24 protein-coding genes and 1 pseudogene are annotated in these 24,160 nt (G+C 66.9%); 12 read left to right on the top strand and 13 right to left on the bottom strand.

Translation table 11 applies throughout. The features are described from left to right. Positions 1-241: 241 nt before the first annotated feature. Entirely contained in the window at positions 242-889 is a 648-nt protein-coding gene (locus tag ACP96_RS09985) for a hypothetical protein (RefSeq protein ID WP_050033194.1), read from the bottom strand. A gap of 129 nt (positions 890-1,018) precedes the next feature. Here ACP96_RS09985 and ACP96_RS09980 point away from each other — a divergent pair, with 129 nt between their 5' ends. Next, positions 1,019-1,255 carry a hypothetical protein gene (locus ACP96_RS09980; protein ID WP_004045847.1) on the top strand — a complete coding sequence of 79 codons (237 nt, stop codon included), beginning with the start codon at positions 1,019-1,021 and terminating at the stop codon, positions 1,253-1,255. A gap of 50 nt (positions 1,256-1,305) precedes the next feature. Here ACP96_RS09980 and ACP96_RS09975 read toward each other — a convergent pair whose 3' ends face one another. After that, positions 1,306-2,490 (bottom strand): MFS transporter, encoded by a 1,185-nt coding sequence (locus ACP96_RS09975; protein WP_050033193.1) that lies wholly within the window; start codon positions 2,488-2,490, stop codon positions 1,306-1,308. An 85-nt stretch (positions 2,491-2,575) separates the two neighbouring features. After that, entirely contained in the window at positions 2,576-3,757 is a 1,182-nt protein-coding gene (locus ACP96_RS09970; RefSeq protein ID WP_050033192.1) for a M24 family metallopeptidase, read from the bottom strand. Positions 3,758-4,211: 454 nt separating this feature from the next. Here ACP96_RS09970 and ACP96_RS09965 point away from each other — a divergent pair, with 454 nt between their 5' ends. The 3 genes from ACP96_RS09965 to ACP96_RS09955 all read left to right on the top strand — a co-directional run bounded on the left by ACP96_RS09965 (position 4,212) and on the right by ACP96_RS09955 (position 8,192). Beyond that, positions 4,212-5,186 carry a transcription initiation factor IIB gene (locus ACP96_RS09965; RefSeq protein WP_050033191.1) on the top strand — a complete coding sequence of 325 codons (975 nt, stop codon included), beginning with the start codon at positions 4,212-4,214 and terminating at the stop codon, positions 5,184-5,186. Positions 5,187-5,276: 90 nt separating this feature from the next. Next, positions 5,277-5,750, top strand: coding sequence for an NUDIX hydrolase (locus ACP96_RS09960; RefSeq protein WP_050024149.1), 474 nt, complete (start codon positions 5,277-5,279; stop codon positions 5,748-5,750). A 117-nt stretch (positions 5,751-5,867) separates the two neighbouring features. Beyond that, the gene (locus ACP96_RS09955; RefSeq protein WP_050033190.1) at positions 5,868-8,192 is read left to right on the top strand and encodes a DUF7527 domain-containing protein; all 2,325 of its coding nucleotides are present in this window, start codon (positions 5,868-5,870) and stop codon (positions 8,190-8,192) included. 192 nt (positions 8,193-8,384) lie between these two features. Here ACP96_RS09955 and ACP96_RS09950 read toward each other — a convergent pair whose 3' ends face one another. After that, positions 8,385-8,690: a hypothetical protein gene (locus ACP96_RS09950; RefSeq protein WP_004045854.1), complete on the bottom strand. Its 306-nt coding sequence runs from the start codon at positions 8,688-8,690 to the stop codon at positions 8,385-8,387. 270 nt (positions 8,691-8,960) lie between these two features. Between ACP96_RS09950 and ACP96_RS09945 the strand changes: the two genes are divergently transcribed. Then, positions 8,961-10,313, top strand: coding sequence for an adenylosuccinate synthase (locus ACP96_RS09945; protein ID WP_050033189.1), 1,353 nt, complete (start codon positions 8,961-8,963; stop codon positions 10,311-10,313). A 32-nt stretch (positions 10,314-10,345) separates the two neighbouring features. Here the strand turns inward: ACP96_RS09945 and ACP96_RS09940 are convergent, their stop codons facing one another. The 3 genes from ACP96_RS09940 to ACP96_RS09930 are packed head-to-tail and all read right to left on the bottom strand — an operon-like array spanning position 10,346 to position 11,802. Beyond that, on the bottom strand, positions 10,346-11,212 hold the full coding sequence (locus ACP96_RS09940) for an aldo/keto reductase (protein WP_050024141.1): 867 nt from the start codon (positions 11,210-11,212) through the stop codon (positions 10,346-10,348). A 58-nt stretch (positions 11,213-11,270) separates the two neighbouring features. Beyond that, positions 11,271-11,534: a type II toxin-antitoxin system RelE family toxin gene (locus ACP96_RS09935; protein ID WP_050024139.1), complete on the bottom strand. Its 264-nt coding sequence runs from the start codon at positions 11,532-11,534 to the stop codon at positions 11,271-11,273. Next, the gene (locus tag ACP96_RS09930) at positions 11,527-11,802 is read right to left on the bottom strand and encodes a ribbon-helix-helix domain-containing protein (protein WP_050024136.1); all 276 of its coding nucleotides are present in this window, start codon (positions 11,800-11,802) and stop codon (positions 11,527-11,529) included. Before ACP96_RS09930 ends, ACP96_RS09935 begins: the two co-directional genes overlap by 8 nt. Before the next feature lie 128 nt (positions 11,803-11,930). Here ACP96_RS09930 and ACP96_RS09925 point away from each other — a divergent pair, with 128 nt between their 5' ends. The 4 genes from ACP96_RS09925 to ACP96_RS09910 all read left to right on the top strand — a co-directional run bounded on the left by ACP96_RS09925 (position 11,931) and on the right by ACP96_RS09910 (position 16,089). Beyond that, positions 11,931-12,419: an Lrp/AsnC family transcriptional regulator gene (locus ACP96_RS09925; RefSeq protein ID WP_050024134.1), complete on the top strand. Its 489-nt coding sequence runs from the start codon at positions 11,931-11,933 to the stop codon at positions 12,417-12,419. Further along, positions 12,416-13,558, top strand: coding sequence for a pyridoxal phosphate-dependent aminotransferase (locus ACP96_RS09920; RefSeq protein WP_050033188.1), 1,143 nt, complete (start codon positions 12,416-12,418; stop codon positions 13,556-13,558). The genes ACP96_RS09925 and ACP96_RS09920 overlap by 4 nt, the downstream gene beginning before the upstream one ends. Positions 13,559-14,118: 560 nt before the next feature. After that, entirely contained in the window at positions 14,119-15,273 is a 1,155-nt protein-coding gene (locus ACP96_RS09915; RefSeq protein WP_050033211.1) for an acyl-CoA dehydrogenase family protein, read from the top strand. 63 nt (positions 15,274-15,336) lie between these two features. Continuing rightward, positions 15,337-16,089, top strand: coding sequence for a sensor histidine kinase (locus tag ACP96_RS09910; protein WP_050033187.1), 753 nt, complete (start codon positions 15,337-15,339; stop codon positions 16,087-16,089). Between the two features lie 560 nt (positions 16,090-16,649). Here the strand turns inward: ACP96_RS09910 and msrB are convergent. Next, positions 16,650-17,081, bottom strand: coding sequence for a peptide-methionine (R)-S-oxide reductase MsrB (msrB, locus tag ACP96_RS09905; protein ID WP_050024126.1), 432 nt, complete (start codon positions 17,079-17,081; stop codon positions 16,650-16,652). A 110-nt stretch (positions 17,082-17,191) separates the two neighbouring features. Here msrB and ACP96_RS09900 point away from each other — a divergent pair, with 110 nt between their 5' ends. Further along, positions 17,192-17,428, top strand: a complete 237-nt coding sequence (locus ACP96_RS09900) for a CDGSH iron-sulfur domain-containing protein (protein ID WP_050033186.1) — start codon at positions 17,192-17,194, stop codon at positions 17,426-17,428. Positions 17,429-17,434: 6 nt separating this feature from the next. On the opposite strand, the gene ACP96_RS09895 is transcribed toward ACP96_RS09900, so the two are convergent. Both ACP96_RS09895 and ACP96_RS09890 read right to left on the bottom strand, forming a co-directional pair. Continuing rightward, on the bottom strand, positions 17,435-18,520 hold the full coding sequence (locus ACP96_RS09895) for a DNA topoisomerase IV subunit A (protein ID WP_050024122.1): 1,086 nt from the start codon (positions 18,518-18,520) through the stop codon (positions 17,435-17,437). Continuing rightward, positions 18,520-20,979, bottom strand: coding sequence for a DNA topoisomerase VI subunit B (locus ACP96_RS09890; protein ID WP_050033185.1), 2,460 nt, complete (start codon positions 20,977-20,979; stop codon positions 18,520-18,522). The genes ACP96_RS09895 and ACP96_RS09890 overlap by 1 nt, the downstream gene beginning before the upstream one ends. A 170-nt stretch (positions 20,980-21,149) precedes the next feature. On the opposite strand from ACP96_RS09890, the gene ACP96_RS09885 reads away from it, so the two are divergent. Then, a complete protein-coding gene (locus ACP96_RS09885; RefSeq protein WP_082222502.1) occupies positions 21,150-22,127 on the top strand; it encodes an oxidoreductase in 978 nt (325 codons plus the stop codon). 49 nt (positions 22,128-22,176) lie between these two features. On the opposite strand, the gene ACP96_RS09880 is transcribed toward ACP96_RS09885, so the two are convergent. The 3 genes from ACP96_RS09880 to ACP96_RS09870 all read right to left on the bottom strand — a co-directional run bounded on the left by ACP96_RS09880 (position 22,177) and on the right by ACP96_RS09870 (position 23,458). Next, positions 22,177-22,731, bottom strand: coding sequence for a hypothetical protein (locus ACP96_RS09880; protein ID WP_050024118.1), 555 nt, complete (start codon positions 22,729-22,731; stop codon positions 22,177-22,179). Between the two features lie 118 nt (positions 22,732-22,849). Then, complete coding sequence (locus ACP96_RS09875) at positions 22,850-23,044, bottom strand: cold-shock protein (RefSeq protein WP_050024116.1); 195 nt, start codon at positions 23,042-23,044, stop codon at positions 22,850-22,852. Positions 23,045-23,203: 159 nt separating this feature from the next. Continuing rightward, a complete protein-coding gene (locus ACP96_RS09870) occupies positions 23,204-23,458 on the bottom strand; it encodes a hypothetical protein (RefSeq protein WP_050024114.1) in 255 nt (84 codons plus the stop codon). Between the two features lie 254 nt (positions 23,459-23,712). Here ACP96_RS09870 and ACP96_RS09865 point away from each other — a divergent pair. Continuing rightward, positions 23,713-24,138, top strand: a pseudogene (locus ACP96_RS09865) (RNA-guided endonuclease TnpB family protein); the annotation flags it as partial. Positions 24,139-24,160 lie beyond the last annotated feature (22 nt).

The raw sequence follows: 24,160 nt of genomic DNA, 5'->3' as shown, positions 1-24,160 counted from the left end.
GTATAGTGTATATATGTTCAACACAATTTGTATCGAACCGTCAACAAGGCGATATCGACAACGGTTGGCGCGATCTACTGGACGATCGGCGAGAAACGATCAGAATAACTGCGATCTCCGTATCCAATCCCGCCGAAGATCGAGCAACACCGACTCGACACCAAGCCGGGGACCCCGAAGCGATCGGTCGCCGGGAGCGAGACGCGTGACCGATATCTGTTACCGCGTGGCCGACTTCCGGTCAGTTCGTCAGCTCTTCGAGCGTGCGCTCGTGGGAGGTAGCGCTCTCGGTCAACTTCTCGGCGAACTCGTCGACGCGGTCTTTGATCTCCTCGCCGGCCTCCTCCGGCGAGAACGACTCCGACATGGTCAGCAGGCGGACGAACGCTCGGAGTTCCTCGTCGGTGAGCTCCGCGAACTCGTCGTTTTCGAGCTTTTCGACCACCTCGTCCACGTCGATCTGGCCGACCGGTTCGACGTTGAACTCCACGTTGACCATGCGGTAATTGGAGCCGGCGAGCCGCTGTTCCGCTTTTCCGACGCCCTCCGAGAGCATGTCCTTGAACGGCGTGTGGTATCCCATCGTGCCGAGATGCAGGAACGCGAGCATGTCGGTGATCCCCTGCGTGTACGCCTCGCGATCCTCGTCGTCCGGGTCGAACACCGTCTTCCGGTCGCGCTCCTCGAGACACTCGAAGAGGATGCTGAAATCTAAGATCGCGTTCCGGACGCGGCGCCGGATCCGGTTCCGCTTCTGTTTCCGCGAGTGGTCGGTGTAATCCGTCTTGCGTCCGAGCAGAAAGTCACGGTCGGAGGGCGTGAGAATTCCGCGAGGCCGGTCCGACTCGGCCGCCGCCTCCAGCGACTCCGGCACGTCGTTCTGGCTCATGGCTGAGATAGCGGGTGCCACCGGATTAACAGTACTGATTGCTCCAACGGGTGTCCCCGCTCGAAGAGCGCCCTCCGCCCCGCACGCGGCGAGGGAACGCTTAAAAGCGTCCGGGCGGAACGGGTGCGTATGCCCACCTTCGAGCTAAACCTGTCCGACGACGTGTACGCGGAGTTCCAGCAGCTCGCCGAACAGGAGTTCGTCTCCGAGGAACAGGCCGCGGAGGACCTGATCGCCTCCGGCATCGAGGCGTACAACGTTTCGGTCGTCGACGACGAGCCCCGCGACGAGATGCTCGACGGCGCCGAGAACAACATGTTCGACACGGCGGAGGATCCGGGGAGCCTCGAAGACGACCGACTGTAGTCGGGGTCGCCCGTCAAACCGACATCGCTTTTCGACCGTCGACCGGTTCGTTAGTACCCGAGCCGCAGCATCCGGTTCGCTCCCAGCGCGGCCAGCGCGAGCCCCATCACGCCGGCGAGCAGTCCGAACGCGACGGTCCAGCCGGCGGCGTCCGAGACTGCACCGACGACGACGCTCCCAGACGCGCCGATCACCATGTAGGCGGTCCGCACGAGCCCGAAGCCGGCGCCGCGCTCGGCATCCGAGAGGAGGTCCATGAACCGCGACTGCAGCGGCGCACCCCACGACATCGCGAGGCCGACGAACCCGACGCCGGCGACGATCGCCGGGCGCCCGAACCCGAACTCCGCCGCCGCGACGAGCAGCCCGTACCCGACGACCCCGGCGGCCATCGTCGCCATCACGGTCGCGTCCCGGCCGACCCGGTCCGATATCGACCCCGTCACCGGCTGCGTCGCGCCGTGGACGAGGAAGTACAGCGAGAACAGCAGCGCCGACACCGCGGTCGAGAGCCCGGTCCCGAACTCTAGGAACGACGGGAGGAAGGAGGCGGTCGCCTGCCACGTGAACGCGCCCATCGTCGCCAGCGCGGTCGTGTAGAGGATTCGGGGTCGAGAGAGTAGCTCGGCGAGCGGCTCGAAGGCGAACCGCTCACGCATCGCTTGGTCGGGCCGGAGCGGCTCGGTGGGCCGAACCCGCCACGCGAACAGGGCGAACACAGGGACCGCGGCGGCGGTGCCGAGGGCGATGCCGGCGCGCCAGCCGTACCGCGACCCGACGAGCGCGGCCAGCGGCGGGGCGGCCAGCCCCGCGATCGGCCCGCCGGCGACGTGGACGCCGATGGCGCGGCCGATGTCGTCGAACTGGCGCGTGAGGAAGGTGGTCGCCACCGAGTAGTGGAGCCCCGCGCCGGCGCCGAGCGCGACGGCGAAGAGGATGAACGCGACGATCGACGGGGAGACGGCGATGAGCAGCGAGGCGACCGCGGTGGCGCCGACGGCGGTCAGGATGACGGCCCGCTCGCCGTATCGATCGCCGAGCACGCCGGAAGGGAACTGCGAGAGCGCGTACGCCAGCCACATCCCCGACAATCCGAGGCCGACCGTCGCGTTCGTGACGCCGAACTCGACGCGGATCTGCGGGATCAGCGGGCTGATCACCAGGCGCGCGACCATCGTCGCGGTGAACGCGAGCGTACAGAGCGCGAGCGCGGTGTGTTTGTACCGCCAGTTCACGGTCGCCGTTCTCGATCCGGGTCAAAGCGGGTTCCGGTCGCGGCTAACGGGGCCGGATGTGGTGTGCGATCGGTCACCCTGCGGCCTACACGACGAACTCGATCGGGTACTCCGTGAAGTTCTCGTAGCCGTCCTCGGTGACGACGGCGATGTCCTCGATCCGAACCCCGCCCACCTCGGGGTCGTAGAGCCCGGGCTCGACGGTGATCACGTGGCCGGGCTCCAGCTCCTCGCCGCCGCTCGCGAGCCGGGGGGACTCGTGGACGTCGAGGCCGACCCCGTGGCCGGTGGAGTGGATGAACCCCGTCTCCGTCTCCGGGTCGGTCCGGAACGTCGGCTCGCCCGCCTCCTCGTACACCTCGCAGGCCGCCGCGTGCACGTCCTCGCCGGTCGCGCCCGGCTCGACCGCATCGAGCGCGGCGTCGAGCGCGCGCTCGGTGAGGTCGTACCACTCGCGGAGCGTCTCACTCGGCTCGCCGACGCAGAACGTCCGGGTCATGTCGGCGTTGTACTTGGTCGCCTTCGACCGCGGGAAGATGTCGACGATGATCGCCTCGTTCGCCCGGAGCGGCCCCGACCCGCGGTCGTGGGGGTCCGCGGCCTGCGCGCCGCCGGCGACGATGGTCTGGTCGAGCGCGCAGCCGTGCCGCAGTAGCGTCACCTCGATCTCCTCGGTCACTCGCTCACTGGTCAGGGCGTCGCCGTCGTGGAGGAGGGTGCCGGGCTCTACCCCCTTCACGTCGTCGCCGGCACCGGCCACGTCGGCGCCGGCGATCAGGTCCTCGGCGGCCCGCATCGCCGCCTCGTTGGCTCGCTGGGCCTCGCGGATCGCGTCGACCTCCTCGTCGGTCTTCACCGCCCGGACCTCCTGAAGCCGGTCGTCGGTGTCGACCGCGACCTCGATCCCGCGCTCGCGGAGGGCGTCCGCGGTGCCGATCGGCCCCCGCGGCGGCATCGAGACGGACTCGACGCCCTTGTCGCGGACGAACCGGGCGTACATGTCGTTGCGGGCCTCGCGGCCGCCGTACTCGTAGTCGTAGTCGGCGTGGCGCTCGACCGTGTCGGCGGTCGCCTCCTTGCGGGCACGGCCGTACTCCAGCCCGCCGACGAGCAGGTGAATCTCGCCGTCGGCGTATAGCGTGAGGAACGGATCGGGGCCGGTGAACCCGGAGAGGTACAGCTGGTTGGCGTCGTCCTGCGAGGCGTCGATCAGGTAGCCGCCCGTGTCGAGGTCGGCGAGGTGCTCGTCGAGTCGCGCGCGGTTCATACGCTCTCTGCTCGGTCGACCGCCAAATCCGTTGTCCTCGCGGAACCGGCCGGACGGGGAGGGTCCGCCGACAGCGACTCGGGACAAAGCATATACCGCGCACGTCGGAACGGGGGGACCGAAAAGTCGACGGAGCGACGTGCCGCCTTCCCTTCGCTCATGCACCTCCCGTCGGGGTGGCTGCCGGGCGGGCGGGTCGCTCCGAGGGCCGTCCGCCTCTCGCGAAACGCCTATATACTAAATTCCGCTTTCCCACCGTTGGTTTCGCTCTCGACGCGGGTGCGCTCATACCATCGCGAATTCCGAATTTTACAGGGTTGTACACGCCGTTTTTGGCAGTGTCTCTGAGACGCCATACACGCGAACATTTAAGTGCGTCGGTCACTTACTTAAGGGTGAGGAAAACACCGAGAATCCTCTCTCGGTTTCGTTGTTCCCTCCACGTACCATACCAATGAGCGAGAACCTTCGAACGTACACGACAGAGCACGTCGACGACGAGAGCGAGACCGAGTCGGAAAACGACGAGGAGCTACACTGTCCGGAGTGTGGCGGCCAGCTCGCGAGCGACACGGAGCACGGCGAGACGGTCTGTGTCGACTGCGGGCTCGTCGTCGAGGAAGACGAGATCGACCGCGGGCCGGAGTGGCGCGCGTTCGACTCCAAGGAGAAGGACAACAAGTCGCGCGTGGGCGCCCCGACGACGAACATGATGCACGACAAGGGGCTCTCGACGAACATCGGCTGGCAGGACAAGGACGCCTACGGCAAGTCGCTATCCAGCCGCCAGCGCGAGAAGATGCAGCGGCTGCGCACGTGGAACGAGCGGTTCCGCACCCGCGACTCGAAGGAGCGCAACCTCAAACAGGCGCTCGGCGAGATCGACCGCATGGCCTCGGCGCTCGGCCTCCCGGACAACGTCCGCGAGACCGCCTCGGTCATCTACCGCCGCGCGCTCGACGAGGACCTCCTGCCCGGCCGCTCGATCGAAGGCGTGTCGACGTCGTCGCTGTACGCCGCCGCCCGCCAGGCCGGCACCCCGCGGAGCCTCGACGAGATCTCGGCGGTCTCTCGGGTCGAGAAGGACGAGATCGCCCGGACGTACCGCTACGTCGTCCGCGAGCTCAAACTGGAGATCCAGCCCGCCGACCCCGAGAGCTACGTCCCCCGGTTCGCCTCCGATCTGGGCCTCTCCGACGAGGCCGAGCGCCGGGCGCGCTCGCTGCTCGACACCGCGAAGTCGCAGGGGATCCACTCGGGCAAGTCGCCGGTCGGCCTCGCGGCCGCCGCCGTCTACGCCGCCTCGCTGCTCGTCAACGAGAAGGTGACCCAAAGCGACGTCAGCGAGGTGGCGAACATCAGCGAGGTCACCATCCGGAACCGGTACCACGAGCTGTTGGAGGCCGAAGACGGCGTCGCGCTGAACTGACGCAACTTTGAGCCGGCTCCGGCTCCGGCTCCGCCGTCGACACCCGACGTTTTTCCGAACGCCCAAGCCGTCGCGGGGCGAGCCACGCGTATGGAGACCACTCGTCACTTCACGGCGACGACGTACGTCGTCAACGACGGCGCGACCGCGCTCCACGCCCACGAGCGGCTGGGGATCCGGCTCCCGCCGGGCGGGCACGTCGACCGCGACGAGCTCCCCCACGAGGCCGCGCTCAGGGAGGTCCGCGAGGAGACGGGGCTGGAGGCGGAGCTCGTCGCGACCGAGTCGTCGATCGAGGGACCGAACACGCGCGGGCTCCCGGAGCCGGCACACCTCATGCTCCACGACATCAACGTCCACGAGGACGGCTCGGTGGGCCACCAGCACGTCGACCACCTCTATTACGCCCGGGTCGACTCCCGCGAGATCGCGCCGGACGGCGCGGACGAGGTCGCTCCCGACGGCTGGCGCTGGTACACGCCGGCGGAGCTGGCCGAGAGCGACCTCCAGCGCGACGTGATCGAACTCGGCCGTGAAGCGATCGCCGAGGTCGACGGAACGTAGCCGGGAGCGGGAGACAGGGACAGCCGGATCGGGGCCGATCGACCGACGGCCGGCGTCAGACGACCGTCTCACGCTCCGGAAGGTATTTGGGTCGTTGCAGGCGACATAAACGCAAGAATGGACGCAGAGCGAAGAGCGGAGATAACCGAATGGGACGCCCGAGAGTTCTCGGACGGCTTCGCGGGGCTCGGGCGTCTCGTCGATCGGGGGTTCTCCGGCGCGGTGACGAACGGCACGGGGTGGCTGTTCGTGTTCGAGGGCCGCGTCGTCGGTACCGCCGACGTCGACCTCGACGCGTTCGCGGACGCCTCCGGGACGGTTTATAAGGCGCCGGCGGAGGTCCTCCCGGTCCTGTTCGCCATGCAGGAGCAGGGCGGGGAGCCGCGGGCGCAGTACTACACGAACGACACGCCGCTCTCGGAGGCCGACCGGAAGCTCACGCAGGGCGGGTTCACCGGCTACGTCGAGCTGTCGGAGAACGTGCTCTCGGGCGACTACTACGTCACCTACACCGCGGGCGAGTCGATGGCCGCGGCGTACGTCGGCAACTCGCGCCGGCTCGAAACCGGCGACGACGCCTTCGAACTGGCCGACGACGAGGTCGGGATCTACACCGTCTACGAAGTCGATCTGGACGTACAGGAGATTCCCGACCCCCCTGGGGCCGACGGCGCGACCGCCGCGGAGGGCGCGACCGCCACGGAGGGCGGGGCCGTCTCCGACGACGAACCGAACGAGGACGAGGCCGCCGAAGGCGGCCCTGTTGAGAGCGAGACCGACGAGGAGTCGACCGAAGACGACTCCGTCCGCGAGGCGACTCCCGACGACACGGCTCCCGACGAGGAGTCAGCCGGGGACGACGAGGAGTCGACTTCCGACGCGCGGGGGGACCGGGAAGGAGGCGAGAAGCGCTCCGGGCATGACGGAGCGGAACCGACGCACCGAGAGTCGTCGCCGCCGGCCGACGAAGTGTCGGACCCGCCGCGAGAGCGGGCCGACGACTCGAACGGGGGCCAGCCGACGCCGGACGCGGCCGCGGGCCCGGCAATCGGACACGCGGAATCGAGCGCGGAGCCCGACGCGACGGTCGAACGGGACGCGCCGTCTGACGCCATCGACGCGACCGATGCCCCCGAGCCCGAGGGCGACCGCCCGAGCGACGACGTGTTCTCCGAGGAGGAGCAGTGGCGCGAGCAGAAGTCGATCCCCGCGCTCGACCCCTCCGAGGCGAGCGATCCGCCGGGGAGCCGAACTCGCGGGAAAGGCGATCCGAACGCCGGCGGACGGACCTCGCGAGAGGCGAGCAATCGCCAGCGTTCCGGGAGCACCGGCCGAAGCGGGGACCGCGGTTCGGCCGCCGCGAACGGTGACGACCGGTCTCCCGAGCCGCGCTCCACCGACCGAGACCGGTCGAACCGCTCGGCCGTCTCGCAGCGGGCTTCGGGAGCGGGAACGGGCGCGGGAACGCGCGAGTCGTCCGGCGAGCGGGTCGAGCAGCTCCGAGCCGAACTCGAGGCCGCCGAGGAGAAACGGGCGTCGCTGGCGGCGGAACGCGACAATCTCGCCGCCGACCGCGACGAGATCGCCGCAGAGCGAGACGAGCTCGCGACCGAGGTCGACCGACTGGAGTCGGAGCTATCGACGCTCCGTGAGGAACGCGACCGACTGGAGTCGGAGCTGTCGGCCGCGCGCGACCGGCTCCCCGAGAGCGACCGGTCGATCTCGCCGGCGGAGGCGCGGAGCGGGACGAACCTCTTCGTCAGGTACGAGTCCAAGGGCGGCGCGACGCTCGAAGACGCCCACGACGGGACGGTCGACCGCGACGCGCTCCGCGAGAACCTCCGGATCGAACACCACACCAGCTTCGAGACGGACGGACTGGCGGTCGACGGCCGCCCGTACGAGGAGTTCTTAGAGGGAACCATCGAGTACGGGTTCACCCGGTGGCTCGTCGAGGACCTCCCGTTCGAGGTGAGTAGTACCGGTAACCAGAGCGTGCTCCGCGACCTCTACGACGCGATCCCGAAGATCGACCGCGCGGAGATCGGCGGCTCCGTGTCGATCGTGCTCCGCGAGGGCGGCGAGGAGACCCGCGAACAGCGCTCGTTCGACCTCGTGTTGCGCGACCGAATGGGGAATCCGCTGTTCGTCGCCGATCTCAACGACAGCCGCGACCCGACCGCCGAGGGGACTTTGGAGTCGCTGGTCGAGAACGGCCGCGACATCGCCGGGTCGAACGAGCAGTTCGCCGCGACGTTCGCGGTGACGGAGAGCTTCTTCGAGCCCGGCGCGTTAGAGACCGCGAGCGACGCGGTCGGCGGGGGACTGTTCAGCCGGTCGAAGCGCGCGAGCTTCGTGAAGCTCTCGCGCAAGCAGGGGTACCACCTCTGCCTGGTCGAGGCCCGCGACGGCGGCTTCCACATGACGGTTCCAGACCTGTAGCTGACGGGCCGAAACGAGCCGAGAACTGCCGAGTCGAGAGAATGCGGCTGGCGAGGACGAACTGCGAACCCGAACGAGGTTCGATTTAAATGCGGTTCAGAGACGGTTCAAACCCGACCGAATCCCGATCCAAACGCCGTTTAAACCCCGTCACCACGCGATTCGTGCGTCGCTCACGCGAAATCGAAACAGTCAGTTCTCGAGTTCCGCGGCGTCGTCGATCCGCATGGAGCCGAGCTTATCGACCGTCTCGTCGAGCTTCTCGTCGAGTTCGTCGACGAACTCGTGGGTGCGCTCGGTCGTGATCGCGCCCTGGCTGGACGGCTCGATGAGGTTCTCTTCCTCGAGCACGCGCAGCGAGTAGCGGACCTTGTGATGGGGGTATCCCGTCTCGTTCGACATCTTCACGATGCCGATCGGCTCGTTTTCGATGACCATCCGCAGGACTTGGAGGTGACGTTCCAGCATGTCTACCTCCTTCTCTAGTCGATCTATCATGGCACATGTTAACTCGTCATGCCCCCGTTTAAAAGTTGCTGTCGGGGAGTGCCCGGAATCGCTCGACCCGGGCTTTGACGTGGGAGTAGTTAACGCATTCGATCGGAGCGACGCCGTCCGGATCGGATCAATCCGCCGTCGATCGCGGAGGGGACCCGCACGAACGACGATAGCGACACGCGCACTTCGCGCGTCTAATGCATATTCGTGGTGTATTCTCTGGACTGGACCGTAATCGGTTTTACCCCTCGCCGGGAACCACCGGGTCGTATGACACTCACCATCGTCGGCTCCCAGCTGGGAGACGAGGGCAAGGGCGCGCTCGTCGACCGGTGGGGAGGGGACGCGGACGTCGTAGTCCGTTATCAGGGCGGCGACAACGCCGGCCACACCGTCGTCGAAGGCGGCGTCGAGTACAAGCTGTCGCTCGTGCCGAGCGGCGCGGTTCGAGGCACGACCGGTATCCTCGGCAACGGCTGCGTCGTCAACCCCAAGACGCTGTTCACCGAAATCGACGACCTGCGCGAGCGCGGACTCGACCCCGACGTGCGGGTCGCCCGGCGGGCGCACGTCATCCTCCCGTACCACCGCGTGCTCGACGGGATCGAAGAGGAGGTCAAGGCCGACGACGACGCCGGCGACGAGGTCGGCACGACCGGCCGCGGCATCGGTCCGACGTACGAGGACAAGGCCGGACGCCGGGGGATCCGGATCGCCGACCTGCTCGACTCCGACGTGCTCCGCGAGAAGCTGGAGTACGTCGTCCCGCAGAAGCGCGCGCTCGTCGAGGACGTGTACGGGCTCGACCTCCAAGGAGACGACCGCGCCGAGGCGTTCGACGTCGACGCGCTCCACGAGGAGTTCGCCGCGATCGGCGAGCGGCTCGCCGACGAGGGGATGACCGTCAACTGCTCCGACTACCTCCACCGCCGCCGCGAGGCGGGCGACGAGATCCTCTTCGAGGGCGCGCAGGGCACTCACATCGACATCGACCACGGGAACTACCCGTTCGTCACCTCCTCGAATCCGACCGCCGGCGCCGCGTCGGTCGGCTCCGGGCTCGGCGTCACGGCGGTCGGCGACGGCGAGGTCGTCGGCATCGTGAAGGCGTACCTCTCGCGGGTCGGCGAGGGGCCGCTCCCGACCGAGCTCGACGGCGACGCCGACGAGGAGGCGCTCGCCGACGACATCCGCGAGAAGGGCGGCGAGTTCGGGACGGTCACCGGTCGCCCGCGCCGGATCGGCTGGCTCGACCTCCCGATGCTCCGGCACGCCGCGCGCGTCTCCGGCTTCACGGGCGTCGCGGTCAACCACGTCGACGTGCTCGCCGGCCTCGACGAGCTGAAGGTGTGTACGGGCTACGAGCTCGATGGAGAGACGTTCGACACCGTTCCCACGACGACCGAGCGGTGGGAACGCTGTGAGCCCGTGTTCGAGACGCTCGACACCTGGGAGCCGTTCGACTCGGCCGCGGTCGCCGAGGACGGCTACGACGCGCTCCCGGAGGCGGCCCGCGACTACCTGGAGTTCGTCGCCGACGAGATCGACACGCCGATCTACGCGGTCGGCGTCGGTCCCGACCGCGAGGAGACGGTCGAGCTGACGAACCCGTTCGACGAATAGGCGACAGGCCGTCAGCAGTTCAGAGTTCGCGGCTACTCCTGCGGGTCGATCTCGTTCAGCGCGCTCAGGTCGTCGTCGGTCAGCGACAGGTCCGCGGCCGCGAGGTTCGATTCGAGGTGATCGACGCTCGACGTGCCCGGGATCGGGAGCGTCACGTCGGAGTGGTCGAGCAGCCACGCGAGCGCGACCTGTCGCGCCGTCGCGTCGTGGCGGTCGGCGACCTCGTCGAGCGCGTCGGGGGTCTCGTCTCCGTCGATCGCGTACATCGGCCCCCACGGGATGAACCCCACATCGTTTTCCTCGCACGCGCGGAGCACGTCCTCGTCGTCGCGGTGGCCGACGTTGTACTGGTTCTGGACGGTGGCGACATCGACGATCTCGGTCGCGGTCTCCAACTGCTCGACGGTGACGTTCGAGAGCCCGACGTGGGCGATCTGTCCGGCGTCCTTCATCTCCGCGAACGCGTGGACCGACTCCTCGAAGTCGGTGTCGGGGTCCGGGCGGTGGAACTGGTACAGGTCGATCGTGTCGGTCCGGAGCCGGTCGAGGCTACACAGCACCTGGTTCTTCAGGAAGTCGGGGTCGCCGTGGGGGAGCCAGTCGCCCTCGCGGTTACGGAGCAGGCCGGCCTTCGAGGCGACAACGACGTCGTCGGGGTCGCCGAGCGCCTCGCCGATCAGCCGCTCCGAGACGCCCGGGCCGTAGGAATCGGCGGTGTCGACGAAGTCGACGCCGAGGTCCACGGCTCGTTGGAGGACCCGCTCGGCCTCGTCTTCGTCATCGGGTCGGCCGATGATGTCCTCGCCCGTGATCCGCATCGCGCCGAAGCCGAGACGGTTGACGGTCAGGTCGCCGCCGATGTCGAACGTGTCGCGCCGGCCGGTGGTGTCTGAAGCCATGGGAGAGTGATCGCGCGCCACGCGGAAAGCGGTGAGGGTGGCGGAAGGGAACGCGCCCTCAGGGAGGCAGGTGTCGGTCGTACACGTTTCTGCGGTGACCGACGGCTTCGACGCGAATGATGTCGTCGTTGCGGTTCCACGCGACGACGGCACGATAGTCGCCGGCTCGGAGCTTATAGTACGGATACCCGGAGAGGGGTTCCAACCGATGTTCGGTCCACTCGGTCGCCTCGTCGACCTTGTTCATAATCCGGTCGGCGGCCTGTGGATCGAGGGCTTCCAGATGGGAAAGCGCCTGCTCGGTGTACTCGACCTCAGTCATCCAGTCCCAGTCGCTCGCGGGCTTCCTCGGCCGACACCGTCTCGTCGCGTTCCGCCTGCTCGCGGCTCTCCGCCAGATCGGACAGCGTCTCCTCGGAGAGGGTGACCGACGGATCCACCCAGTCGCGCAGCGCGTCGCGGATCGCCTCGGACTTGCTCGCGTACCCCCGCCGCTCCCACTCCTCGTCGATCCGGTCCAGCAGGGACTTCGGAACGCGGACGTTGATCTTCTCCATCCGATCGTCGCCGGCGTTCGCGTCGGTGCTCATAGTGTGTGATACAATGGTATCACTAATAAGGATTCGGCGAAGTTCCGTGCGTCCGTCGTTCCACCCTGCCGCCTCGCCCGTCTTGCGGGCGTCGCTACTCATAAACCGTCCCCGTGTGATCGTGAGGTATGGACGCCGAGCGCGAGGTACTCGACGTGTTGGCGCGGAACGCCCGCGAGGACATCGACGACATCGCGGCCCAGACGGGCCTCGACGCGGACGCGGTAGCGGACGCGATCGACGCGCTGGAGGCGGACAACGTGGTTCACGGCTACCAGGCGGTCGTCGACTGGGACCGCGTGGACGAGGGGAAGATCCGAGCGATCGCCGAGATCAACGTCGAACTCGACCGCGAGACGGGGTACGAACAGGTCGCCGACCAGATCGCGAAGTTCCCCGCGGTCGACGCCCTCCACCTCGTCTCCGGCGACTACGACTTCGCCGTCGAGGTGCTCGGCGAGACGATGGAGGACGTCTCCCGATTCATCTCCGAGCAGGTCGCGCCCATGCCGGAGGTCACCCAGACGGTGACCCACTACATCATGGACACCTACAAGGACGGCGGGATCCGGTTCGAGGACGGCGACGACGACGACCGCCTCTCCGTCTCGCCATGAGACTCTCGGACCGCGCGCGCGACCTCCCGGAGTCGGGGATCCGGAAGTTCTTCGAGCTCGCGGAGGCGCGCGACGACGTGATCTCCTTGGGCGTCGGCGAGCCCGACTTCTCGGCGCCGTGGGCCGCTCGGACCGCCGCGATCGACTCGCTTGAACGCGGGAAGACCTCCTACACCTCGAACCGCGGGATGGCCGCGCTCCGCGAGCGGATCGCCGCCCATCACGAGCGCTACGACCAGTCGTACGATCCGGCCGAGGAGATCCTCGTCACGACCGGCGCGAGCGAGGCGGTCGACTTGGCGTTCCGCGCCCTCGTCGACCCCGGCGACACGGTCGCGGTCCACGAGCCGACGTACATCTCGTACGGACCGGGGATCGAGCTCGCGGGCGGCGAGCCGCTGACGGTCCCCACGCGGGCCGAAGACGACTTCGCGCTCACTCGGGAGTCGCTGGAGGCGGCGGGCGCCGCCGAGGCCGACCTGCTCGTGCTCTGTTACCCGAACAACCCGACGGGCGCGACGATGACCGAGGAGGAGTACGCCGAGGTCGCGGCGTTCTGTCGCGACGAGGACCTCCGGGTGATCGCCGACGAGATCTACTCCGCGCTCACCTACGGCGCCGAGCACGCCTCGATCGCTACCCAGCCGGGGATGCGCGAGCGCACCGTCGTCGTCAACGGCTTCTCGAAGGCGTACGCGATGACCGGGCTGCGGCTGGGGTACGCCCTCGGCCCGAGCGAGGCCATCGACGCGATGAACCGGATCCACCAGTACACGATGCTGTCGGCGCCGACGACGCCGCAGTACGCCGCGATCGAAGCGCTCGACCGGTGCGACGACGAGGTCGCGGAGATGGTCGACGAGTACAACCGCCGGCGGCGGCTGGTCGTCTCCCGGTTCAACGAGATGGGCCTCGACACCTTCGAGCCGGGCGGCGCGTTCTACGCGTTCCCGGACTGCGGCGGCGACGACGAGGCGTTCGCGGAGGAGCTACTGGAGGCGCAGGGCGTCGCCGTCGTCCCCGGTTCCGTCTTCGGCGAGGGCGGCGAGGGTCATCTCCGGGTGTCGTACGCGACCTCGATGCGCGAGCTGAAGGAGGCGACCGACCGGATCGCGACGTTCGTCGAAGGGCGGCGCTGACGGGGCCCGGTCGGGCCCACCGCGTGATCGATGGCAGGAGTGGGTATAGCGAACTGGTGAAACGGCTGTTTATAAGCGATCGAGTGGTGTTGCTGGCGGCTGTTTATAAGGGTACGACGGTGCTGGGGTGAACACTTCCAAAGCCCCAACCGGGAGGACGGCACACGCTCGCTGTGCTCCTCAGTCGCTCGTTCCACTCGCTCCTTGCAGTGCTTGCGTCGCCTGCGCCGTCCTCCCGGCTGCCCATTTGAGTCCCACCCGACCGCACCACCCCGCGCCTCACACCTCCCCAGCCTCGCCGCGGCCGCCAAAGGCGGCCGCGGGCTCCCTCGCACGCACTCCTCGTGGCCTGTCGGCCACTCGGAGGCGCGCGCCACCGCATCCCGTTTATAAGCGATCGTCGCAGTCGCTCACGGTTGTTTAAATACTTCCTCTCCGCCGCCGATCTGCAACACCTACTCCCGCTATCAATCACACTACCAAACTAAAGAATTATAAACACGATTCGAATTCCCTAACGTTTGCGAATAATTATCATGGATTCCGCGAAACGGTCGCGTATGGAGTTCCAGTTAACGGACGAGCAGAAGCACCTCCGCGACGAGGTCCGGAAGTTCGCCGAGGAGGAGATTCGCCCGGTCGCGACCGAGTACGACGTGGAGGAGGAGTACCCTCATGAGGTGATGGACAAGGCCGCCGACATGGGACTGCTCGCGCCGCACGTCCCCGTCGAGTACGGCGGCGTCGGCTACTCCTCGCTGGAGAACGCGATCCTCACCGAGGAGCTGTTCGCGGCCGACCCCGGAATCGGCCTCTGCGTCTCCAGCGCCGGCTTCGGCGCGGAGGCACTGATGGAGTTCGGCACGGAGGACCAGAAGGAGCGCGTCCTCCCCGAGGTGACCGCGGGCGACGCGGTGATGGGCTCGGCCATCTCGGAGCCGCAGGCGGGCTCGGACGTGACCTCAGTGGCGACGCGCGCCGAGAAGGACGGCGACGAGTGGGTGATCAACGGCTCGAAGATGTGGATCACGAACGGCACCGTCGCCGACTACTTCGTCGTCGTCTGCGAGACCGACCCCGAGATCGACGACCGCTACTCCGGTTACTCGCAGATCCTCGTCGAGGGCGACCGCGACGGGCTCACCCGCGACAAGATCACCGGGAAGCTCGGGATCCGCGCGAGCGACACCGCCGAGCTTCGGTTCGACGACGTGCGGGTCCCGGAGGAGAACCTGATCGGCCAGCGCGGGATGGGCTTTTTACAGCTCATGCAGTTCTTCGACGAGACGCGCACCGCGGTCGCCGCGCAGGGCGTCGGCATCGCCCGCGGCGCGGCCGAGCGCGCCTTAGAGTACGCGGAGGAGCGCGAGCAGTTCGACCGCCCGATCAGCGACTTCCAGGCGATCAAACACAAGCTCGCGGAGATGCACACCAACACCGAGGCCGCGCGCTGGCTCACCTACCGCTCCGCGTGGGCGGTCGACAACGAATCGGGGGATCTCACCGCACTCGCGTCGATGGCGAAGGAGTTCGCCTCGCGGACCGCGGTCGAGGTCGCCGACAAGGCGGTCCAGGTCCACGGCGGCGCCGGCTTCGTCAACGACCACGACGTGGAACGGCTCTACCGCGACGCGAAGATCACCCAGATCTACGAGGGGACCACGGAGATCCAGAAGAACATCATCGCTCGCGAACTGCTCGACGAGGGGATGTAGGCGGAGAGGGTCGGAGCGTCGAGACCGGTACGTAAAAGCTACGAGGGGGCGTATATTCTCGTCATGAGCGACCACGCGGACGCCGAGGGGGTCGACGGCGCGACCTTCGACGCGGGCGGGAAGGCGGACCCCGAGGAGCGCCTCAAGCGCCAGCGCGACGACCTCCAACTGCTGAACCAGGTGATGCGCCACGACATCCGCAACGACCTGCAGCTCGTGGGCGCGTACGCCGAACTCCTCGACGACCACGTCGACGAGGAGGGGAGAGAGTACCTGGAGGTGATAAAGCGGAACACCCAGAGCGCCGTCGCGCTCACCACGACGGTCCGCGACCTCGCGGAGGTGATGCTCCGGGACGACGCCGAGCCGAACCGCGTCTCGCTCGCTCGGGTCCTCTCACAGCAGGTCGAGGAGGTCCGCTCCGCCTACTCGGAGGCCGTCTTCACCGTCGAGGGGTCGTTCCCCGAGGCGGAGGTGGTCGGCGACGAGATGCTGAGCTCCGTGTTCCGGAACATCCTGCGCAACGCGGTCCAGCACAACGACGAGACCCCGCCGAAGGTGACGGTGTCCGCGACGGCCGAGGCGGCCGACGGCGTCGCCGAGGTCCGGATCGCGGACAACGGACCCGGGATCCCCGAGGATCAGCGCGACGAGATTTTCGGGAAAGGCGAGAAGGGACTCGACAGCCCGGGCGCCGGGATCGGACTCTATCTGGTCCGCTCGCTCGTGGAAATCTACGGCGGCGACGTGTGGATCGAGGACAACGAGCCGAAAGGTGCCGTGTTCGTCGTCCAACTGCAGCTCTGTGAGGGATGATAATTAGCAGACTCGACAGCGACCGATGGCTAACGCTGGCGAATCAGATCGCCGGCAGCGACGTGGTATTTAAATACCCGCCAGCAGCGGCGACGGTTTCTTATAAAGGACAACGCGGTGGCGCGAGCCAGCACGCGCGAGGGAGTCGGCCGACCGAAGCGAAGCGGAGGGAGGCCGACGAGGCTGGGGAGGTGTGAGGTGCGGTTGCTGTGCGGGCCGGGTGGGAATCAAAGGGGCAGCCGCAAGGCGGGCGCAGGCGACGTAAGGACAACAACGAGGGAGCGAACGAAGTGAGCGACCGAGTGAGGACCGCAGCGAGCGTGCGCCCGCCTTGCGGCTGGGGCTTTGAAGGTGTCCACCACCGATCCACCGGGACCCGTTTATAAATGAGCGACTGGAGCTTTGGAAGAACTCACCGCCGAGTTACTGACAACGATTTATAAGGGAACGGCTGGAGATTCGGAAGTCTTCATTGCGTCGTCGTTCGCTTACATATCTCAGATAGCGGTGCCCGAAATCGGTTTATAAACGCCTTCTCCCGTCTTGTCCGGCGAACCGAGTTATTCGTCGTCGTACTCCATCGCGACTGAGTTGATACAGAACCGCTTCCCGGTCGGCTCGGGGCCGTCGTCGAACACGTGGCCCAAGTGGGAGTCGCAGTTCGCACACCGGACCTCGGTGCGGCGCATCCCGTGGCTGGTGTCCACCGTCGTCGTCACGGACTCCTCCTCGGCGGCGTAGAAGGCGGGCCAACCGCAGCCGGACTCGTACTTCGTTTCGGCCTCAAAGAGGACCGTCCCGCAGGCCCGACAGCGGTACTCCCCGTCGTCGGGATGGTGGTCGACGTACTCGCCGGAGAACTTCGCCTCCGTGCCGCTCTCGCGGAGCACGCGGTACTCCTCCTCGGAGAGCCGTTCGCGCCACTCCTCGTCGGTCAGGTCTGAGGTCGACGCCTCGGCGTCGACGCCGTCGGACTCGTCGGGTTTGCTCATACCACCGATACGGCCCCCACGCTCAAGGCGGTTGCGGCGGTCGTAACGAGAGCCGCCCGTTCCCGCTCTGCGCCCACAAGCCGTATTCGGGTGGCTCCCCATCGACGACCATGGCACGCGAAGTCACGCACGAGGAGCGCGGACCGGCAAAGCTCGACGAGTCCGACATGGGCGACGACGACATGATCTACGTCTGTCAGTGCGGTCTCTCCGACTCGAAGCCGCTCTGTGACGGCTCGCACAACGCGACTGCGGACGAAGAAGAGGGCGTCACTTATAAGTACGCAAACGACGACTCCGACGGCGAGCGCCGCGAGATCAACGAACTCGTGTACGAGGACGAGTAGCGAAGTTCAGATCACGCCCATCGCGTCGAGCCGCTCGGGGAGGTACGTGTCGGTGACGAAGTCGAGCCCGCGGCTTGCGAGCGACTGCTGTTCGGACTTCTTCCCGATGTCGAGCTGGAGTTCGATCTGCTCCTCCCAGTAGTCGGTCTGGAACCGCGGGTCGTCCAGCTCCGATTCGAGGGCGTTCACGTCCGAGTCGGAGAGCGGGTCGGCCGGAAGGTCGTACTCGACGATGTCCTCCGGCTGGATCCCGACGAACTCCGCCTGCGGGGTCGCGAGGTACTTCGAGAGGTGGGCGGACTTGATCGAGCCGTACGCCACGGAGCCGTAGATCCGGTAGGACCACGGGTCGCCGTCGGCGAAGACGGCGATGGGAACGTCCAGTTCGTCGTGGACGCGCTTCGTGATCCGACGGGTCGCTCGGGCGGGCTGACCCTTGAGGTGGATGACGAGGCAGTTGTACTCCTCGTCGAACCCGTTCTCGACGAGCCGGTCGCGCATCCCGCCGGTCTCGACGGCGAGCGCGAAGTCGATGTCGTCGTCGAGAAAGTCGATCATGTCCGGGTTGTTCGGGATCTGGTAGCCGCCGGCGCCCACGTCCTCCTGACAGTGGATCTCGCGCTCTCCGCGGCGGGTCTGCTCGCGGATGAGGAGCGGTCCCATCAGGGTCGCGCCCGACTCCTCCGGGCGCATGTGGAAGTCCTCGCGGGTGACGCCCGTGACGATCTCCAAGTCCTCCACGAGATCGTTCGACTCGTCCTGCGAGGAGAACTGCGCCTCGTCGTTGTCCCACGACTCGGAGAGGTAGTACAGCTCACGCAGTGTCGACGAGCGGTCCTCGTCGAGCTGGTCCGCGAGGAACTCGATCGTGTACGCCGCCTTCAGCAGCTTGCGCGCGCCCCGCACCGAGTTGGCGCTGCGCGTCGAGGTACGGTCGCCGTAGGTCCAGACGCCGCTTTCGGTGTCGTACTCGATGTTGCTCTTCGTCCGCGTCGGGAGCGTCATCTCCGGGATGTCCCCGGCGGCGAACTGGTCGTAGAAGTCCGCGGCCAAGTCGATCAGCTCGTCTCGAGCGTCGCTTTCTGTCGTCATTAGGCATTCACCGTGAGTTTCTCCGTTTCGACGCCGCCGACGCTGACCTCGAAGTCGGCGTCGCCGTCGATCGCGTACGTCAGTTCCCGCTCGTCGCCCGAGGGCACCTCGGGTTTCCACTGGACGAACCACTCGCCGTCCATGTCGACCACCGTCCCGTCCGACAGATCGGTCGGCTCCGTCGAGACGATGTCCGTGATCTCCAGCTCCTCGTTCACGTCCGAGTGGTTCTCGACGACGAGCGTCACCGTCTCGCCGTTCACCTCGCGCTCGACGCTGACGTTGTTCATGATCCGCGCGAGCGCCCCGTCGATGTCGGGGCGCGATCGGCCTGTAACCTCCGAGACCTTGTCGGCCATCTCCGGGAGGATGCGACCCAGCACGTCCTGTTTCTCTCGGCGCTGCTGCATCGAGCGCCGCTTGTTCAGGAACGACTTCAGCTCGCGGGCCGCCTCGCGGACCGCCAGTTCGATCTCGTCTTCGATCGCGGGGACGTTCGCGAGCGCGTCCTTCGACTCGCTGGTGAACGGGACGTTCGTGGAGGCGACGTGGATGCTGATGACGGCCGGGCCGTTGGGGAGCCCGGACCCGCCGGGCTGGTCGAGCCCGTAGTTGCGCCAGCCGATGTTCTTGATCACGTCCGTCGTCGCGCAGGCGCCGCGCTGATAGACGAGCGGGACGCGGTTCGCGAACCGGAGGAGTTCGACGGATCCCTCCGCCGGGATCTCGCCGCCGTAGGCGATGCCGGCCTCGACGATGAACGGGTCGCCGCCGTGGACCTCGGCGTCGCGGGACGCCGCCGCGTAGAAGTCGGCGTCGTACTCCTTGCGGAGCCCGGCCTCGACCAGTTCGGCCGTGATCGGCGCGAGGCAGTCGGTCGGCGGCGCGAGGATGTCGGTCGTCCGCATCGCGTCGAGCAGGTCGGCGGCGGCGTCGCGGCTCCCCGCGATCGCCTTCACTTTCGGCGGGTCGTCCGGGACCGTGCGCGCCCGCGACCAGAACGCCTCGACGACGTTCTCGCGGGCCGTCTCGCCGAACGTCGCGTCGCGCTGCTCGGCGACGAACGAGGCCGCGTCGGCGACGAGGCGCTCCAAGTCGTCCAGGGTGATCCGGAACGCGTCGCCGTCGAGGTTTTCGAACCGTCGCGTGAGCGCCTCGGCCATCGCCCGCACCGCGGCGTCGTCCTTCCGGGTCGAGGTGGCGTCGTCGACTAAGGCGTAGGCGTCGGAGACGAGCGGAGACTCCTCGGCACTCTCGGAGTCGTCGTCGCTCTCGTCAGAGTCGGCGGCCTCGTCGCCGCCGACCCCGGTGATCGCCCCCCACGCGGCGTCGACCGCGTTCTCGCGGACGGTCCCGCCGAACGTCTTGCCCGTGTCGCCCTCGACCGTCTCCGCGACGTTGTCGACGATCGCCGCGAGCTCGGACCGGGAGATTCGGTCGTTGTTCGCCACCGTCTCTGCGACCCCCTCGGCGAAGGCGGTCGTCGCTTCCGCGCCCTTGTTGGCGACCGCGTCCGCGACCGCGCCGGCGACGTCGCGGTCGTCGTGGGCCCGCGGGGGCGACCACGCCAGCTCGCGGCCGTAGTACACGTCGCGGAAGTTGTCGATCACGCTGTCCGCGGTCTTCTTGCCGACCCGCGTGAACTCCTCCTGAAGGAACCCGGAGACCGAGTACGACTCGGTCGCCTCCAGCATCTTTATCAGCGCGCCCAGCTCGACGCCGTGGGGGTGTGGGCGGATCTCCTTCGTCTCCGCCGGCAGCTCGTCGGTCGCGCGCTCGAACTTCAGCGGTTCGTCGAGCCCCGGCTCACGAAGCTCAAGGCGGGCGTGGGGGTTGACGACCGCGGTGTGTTTCACGTAGTCGTGGAGCTGCTGGCGGGCGCGCATGTTCGCCTCCATCTCCAGCTCGATCCGGGTGCCGTGGGGGCGGTCCCACGTCGTCTCCTCGTCGGCCTGAATCTCCGGCTCGTTCGTGTCCGTGTCGATGATCAGCTCGAAGTACTGCGCCCGCGACTGCCCCTTCGGGCGCGAGGTGATCTTCGCGGGCTGGCCGGAGGTCAGCTGCGAGTACAGCACGGCCGCCGAGATGCCGATCCCCTGCTGGCCGCGAGACTGTTCTCTGGCGTGAAAACGACTACCATACAGGAGCTTCCCGAACACTTTCGGGAGCTGTTCTTTCGTGATGCCCGGCCCGTTGTCCTCGATGACGAGCCGGTAGTAGTCGCCCACCTCCTCGATCTCGATGTAGATGTCGGGGAGGTAACCGGCCTCCTCGGTCGCGTCGAGGGCGTTGTCGACCGCCTCTTTGACGGCGGTGACGAGCCCGCGGGCGCCCGAGTCGAACCCGAGCATGTGTTTATTCTTCTCGAAGAACTCGGCGATGGAGATCTCGCGCTGGCCCTCGGCCAGCTCCTCCGCGATCCCCTCCTCGTCGCCGATCGTCGACTGGAAGGACGTCATTCGGTACCCTCCCCTTTCACCGAGGCACCTAAAAACGCACCGCCGGCGCGGTGAAAGTGGATATCGGCGTCAGACGCCGTCTCGTCGCCCTGATCGAGAACGTGTCGCACGGAAAGGCGACAGCCGATCCCGCCGACAGCTTTCTCCCCGTGACGCCCCTCCGTTCGCCCATGTCAGGATGGACCGCCGAAGAGATGCCGCGATTAGACGGGAAGACGGCCGTCGTCACCGGCGCGAACAGCGGGCTCGGCTACGAGGGGACGCGCGCGTTCGCCGCGAAAGGCGCCACCGTCGTGATGGCGTGCCGGAGCGTCGAGCGCGGCGAGGACGCGGCCGACAAGATCCGGGCCGAGGCCGGCGGCGGTAACGGCGACAGCGACTCCGACGGCGACCTCGACGTGCGCGAGTGCGACCTCGCTTCCCTCGACTCGGTAACGGGGTTCGCCGACGGCCTCGCCGACGACTACGACGCGGTCGACGTCCTCTGTAACAACGCGGGGGTGATGGCAATCCCCCGGAGCGAGACCGAGGACGGCTTCGAGACGCAGTTCGGCGTCAACCATCTCGGGCACTTCGCGCTCACCGGGCGCCTGTTCTCCCTTTTAAGAGACGCCGAGGGAGTCGACGGAGAGGCCCGAATCGTCACGCAGTCGTCGGGCGCCCACGAGAGCGGCGAGATGGACTTCTCGGACCTCAACTGGGAGGAGTCGTACGGCAAGTGGAAGGCGTACGGCCGGAGCAAGCTCGCGAACCTCCTCTTCGCCTACGAACTCCAGCGCCGGATCGACGCCGCGAACCGCGAGGGCGACGCGCCGATCGATATTCGTAGCGTCGCCTGCCACCCGGGATACGCCGACACCAACCTCCAGCTCCGCACCGCCGCGGAGAGCGGAAATCCCCTGATGAAGGTCGGGATGCGGCTCGCGAACGCGGTGCTCGGACAGGACGCCGCCACCGGCGCGCTTCCGATGCTGTACGCCGCCACCGCCGACGTCGACGGCGGCGCCTACGTCGAGCCCGGCGGACTGATGAACATGCGCGGACACCCGACGATCGGTCGGTCGAACGACGCCTCCTACAACTCCGAGGACGCGAGCCGGCTCTGGGAGTACTCGACCGAGGCGACCGGCGTGGAGTTCCCTTTTTAAGGCGTCGGCAGGCGCTCCTCGTCTACTTATAAACGGTGAAAGAAGCGCGCTAGTGTAACGTCCCTTCCCGAACGTGATCGTCGTGAGCGAACAGCGCGTAGCCCACGTCGACCGCCCGGTGACCGGTCTCGTCGGCGATCTCCCGGATCGGTTCGATCATCGTCACGTAGTCCGCGGCGTCGAAGCCCTCTTTCCGTCCGTCGAGGTAGCCCAACCGCTCCAGCGACGCCCAGACGCGGGTGTCGACGACGGCGTGACGGTCTCCGTCGAACGCGGCCAGCACGCACGACGCGGTCGGCGCCTTGAACCCGGAGAGGCCGGTGATCAGATGGATCGACGAGAAGTCGCCGTCGACTTCGCGGGCGTTGCGGGTCACCTCTCGACAGCGGGCTTCGGGATTCGTCTCGACGTGGTAGGCGCTTCGCGTCGACGACTCGTAGGCGATCTCGTACAGCTGATCTCGGGTCAGATACCCCTGCGATCGGTACGTCTCCCCGACGGACTCCAACACCTCGGGCAGGACGCCCTGCGTCTCCGCGTAGCGATCGAGATGCTCGGCGACGAACGCGTCGAGGTCGGAAGCGTCGAGGCCGTCTCCGTCCATGTGGGAACCACCGCCCTCGGCGACCAAAATCCCGGCGCCGCCGCTGGAGCGTGTCATATACGCGAGACGCGTTTTGAGAGCTGTCCGAGTTCGTCGGTAGCGGATGCTGCCGAGCGAGCTACAGCCGAGTGAGGTTCGTCGCGCGCGGACCCTTGTCCGCCTCCTCGATCTCGAACTCTACCTCCTGTCCCTCTTCGAGGTCCGGGCCGCCGACGTCTTCCATGTGGAAGAACACGTCCTCGTCAGCGTCGTCAGTCTCGATGAATCCGTAACCGCCAGTGTCGTTGAAGAAGTCGACCTTGCCTTTCGCCATCGCGTCTCGATCCACTCCCGACTGGATGATAAGTGTTGCGTGCTCTCAGCATCGGGCGTGTATCGCGGTCTCATCGTCTGAACTCTCGACTCAGTCGGATTTAACGGTCGATCGAAGACAGCGAGCGGCCGCAGACACGCCCGCGTCCGCCGCGAACGTTCATCGCCCGGACTTTGCCATCTTCAGCGAGATGAAGAATCCGAAGTACGCGGGAATTCCCGCGAGCATAAACATGTACAGCACCCACTGCGGGGTGTTCGAGAACGCAAAGTCGTACAGCAGGGAGACGCCGGTCACCCACACGACCGCGAACACGAAGTCGGAGAGCATCCCGCCCCGGTTCTCGCTCACGTGCGTTCGGAGGCGATCGGCGATGCTCTCGGGCTCGGCGTCGTCGGAGTCGGTGTCAGTCATGGGTGAGCGTATGTGGCCGGATACGTCGATGTTCCGAAAGTGAACCGGTCGCAGCCGGTTTGTCGGTCGCGTCCGTGACGCCGGAAAGGCGGCGTCTCGGTGCAGTCGAACGGGCTATCTTTCTACGAGGAGAGAATCCCGGCGTTTACGCCAGGAGTGAATCCGACAACGGTGACACAGTCTCTCACCCATTACAGGCTGGATATTCCACGCTCATCCACACCGTTAAGTAGGATTATCTACATAGGCTATGTATGGCGATTAAGGCCACACGCACCTACGTTGGTTCCATCAAGAACCACCAACAGGTCTGCGATGGCCTTGATTCGCTCGGAGACTCCGCCTCGAAAATTTGGAACGTCGCACGATGGACAGCCGACCGTATCTGGGACGCAACCGGCGAGATTCCGAACGGTAGTGTGCTGAAATCGTATATGAAGAATCAGCCGTGCTGGAAAGACTTGAACGCACAATCCAGTCAGAAAGTCATCGAAGAACTTTCTGACGCTTTCCAGTCATGGTTCGATCTGCGACAAAGGTTCAGTGGGGCGAATCCCCCCGGCTACCGCAAGCGCGGAGACACTCGACCACGTTCCACGGTCACGTTCAAAGAAGACGGGTTCAAACACGACCCTGAGAACAACCGCGTCCGACTCTCGAAAGGTTCGAATCTGAAAGAACGGCTGTGTTGAATCGCCATAC

The sequence above is a fragment of the Halorubrum halophilum genome (genome assembly GCF_000739595.1).
Taxonomy (GTDB): Archaea; Halobacteriota; Halobacteria; order Halobacteriales; family Haloferacaceae; genus Halorubrum; species Halorubrum halophilum.
This window is presented reverse-complemented; position numbering and strand designations above follow the sequence as displayed.

Coding starts and splice junctions, on each gene's coding strand:
- ACP96_RS09900 (WP_050033186.1), top strand. CDS start 17,192: ATGGCACGCGAAGTCACGCACGAGGAGCGCGGACCGGCAAAGCTCGAC.
- ACP96_RS09935 (WP_050024139.1), bottom strand. CDS start 11,534: ATGACTGAGGTCGAGTACACCGAGCAGGCGCTTTCCCATCTGGAAGCC.
- ACP96_RS09925 (WP_050024134.1), top strand. CDS start 11,931: ATGGACGCCGAGCGCGAGGTACTCGACGTGTTGGCGCGGAACGCCCGC.
- msrB (WP_050024126.1), bottom strand. CDS start 17,081: ATGAGCAAACCCGACGAGTCCGACGGCGTCGACGCCGAGGCGTCGACC.
- ACP96_RS09955 (WP_050033190.1), top strand. CDS start 5,868: ATGGACGCAGAGCGAAGAGCGGAGATAACCGAATGGGACGCCCGAGAG.
- ACP96_RS09870 (WP_050024114.1), bottom strand. CDS start 23,458: ATGACTGACACCGACTCCGACGACGCCGAGCCCGAGAGCATCGCCGAT.
- ACP96_RS09985 (WP_050033194.1), bottom strand. CDS start 889: ATGAGCCAGAACGACGTGCCGGAGTCGCTGGAGGCGGCGGCCGAGTCG.
- ACP96_RS09910 (WP_050033187.1), top strand. CDS start 15,337: ATGAGCGACCACGCGGACGCCGAGGGGGTCGACGGCGCGACCTTCGAC.
- ACP96_RS09875 (WP_050024116.1), bottom strand. CDS start 23,044: ATGGCGAAAGGCAAGGTCGACTTCTTCAACGACACTGGCGGTTACGGA.
- ACP96_RS09895 (WP_050024122.1), bottom strand. CDS start 18,520: ATGACGACAGAAAGCGACGCTCGAGACGAGCTGATCGACTTGGCCGCG.
- ACP96_RS09930 (WP_050024136.1), bottom strand. CDS start 11,802: ATGAGCACCGACGCGAACGCCGGCGACGATCGGATGGAGAAGATCAAC.
- ACP96_RS09890 (WP_050033185.1), bottom strand. CDS start 20,979: ATGACGTCCTTCCAGTCGACGATCGGCGACGAGGAGGGGATCGCGGAG.
- ACP96_RS09940 (WP_050024141.1), bottom strand. CDS start 11,212: ATGGCTTCAGACACCACCGGCCGGCGCGACACGTTCGACATCGGCGGC.
- ACP96_RS09965 (WP_050033191.1), top strand. CDS start 4,212: ATGAGCGAGAACCTTCGAACGTACACGACAGAGCACGTCGACGACGAG.
- ACP96_RS09960 (WP_050024149.1), top strand. CDS start 5,277: ATGGAGACCACTCGTCACTTCACGGCGACGACGTACGTCGTCAACGAC.
- ACP96_RS09920 (WP_050033188.1), top strand. CDS start 12,416: ATGAGACTCTCGGACCGCGCGCGCGACCTCCCGGAGTCGGGGATCCGG.
- ACP96_RS09915 (WP_050033211.1), top strand. CDS start 14,119: ATGGAGTTCCAGTTAACGGACGAGCAGAAGCACCTCCGCGACGAGGTC.
- ACP96_RS09880 (WP_050024118.1), bottom strand. CDS start 22,731: ATGGACGGAGACGGCCTCGACGCTTCCGACCTCGACGCGTTCGTCGCC.
- ACP96_RS09950 (WP_004045854.1), bottom strand. CDS start 8,690: ATGATAGATCGACTAGAGAAGGAGGTAGACATGCTGGAACGTCACCTC.
- ACP96_RS09980 (WP_004045847.1), top strand. CDS start 1,019: ATGCCCACCTTCGAGCTAAACCTGTCCGACGACGTGTACGCGGAGTTC.
- ACP96_RS09970 (WP_050033192.1), bottom strand. CDS start 3,757: ATGAACCGCGCGCGACTCGACGAGCACCTCGCCGACCTCGACACGGGC.
- ACP96_RS09885 (WP_082222502.1), top strand. CDS start 21,150: ATGTCAGGATGGACCGCCGAAGAGATGCCGCGATTAGACGGGAAGACG.
- ACP96_RS09945 (WP_050033189.1), top strand. CDS start 8,961: ATGACACTCACCATCGTCGGCTCCCAGCTGGGAGACGAGGGCAAGGGC.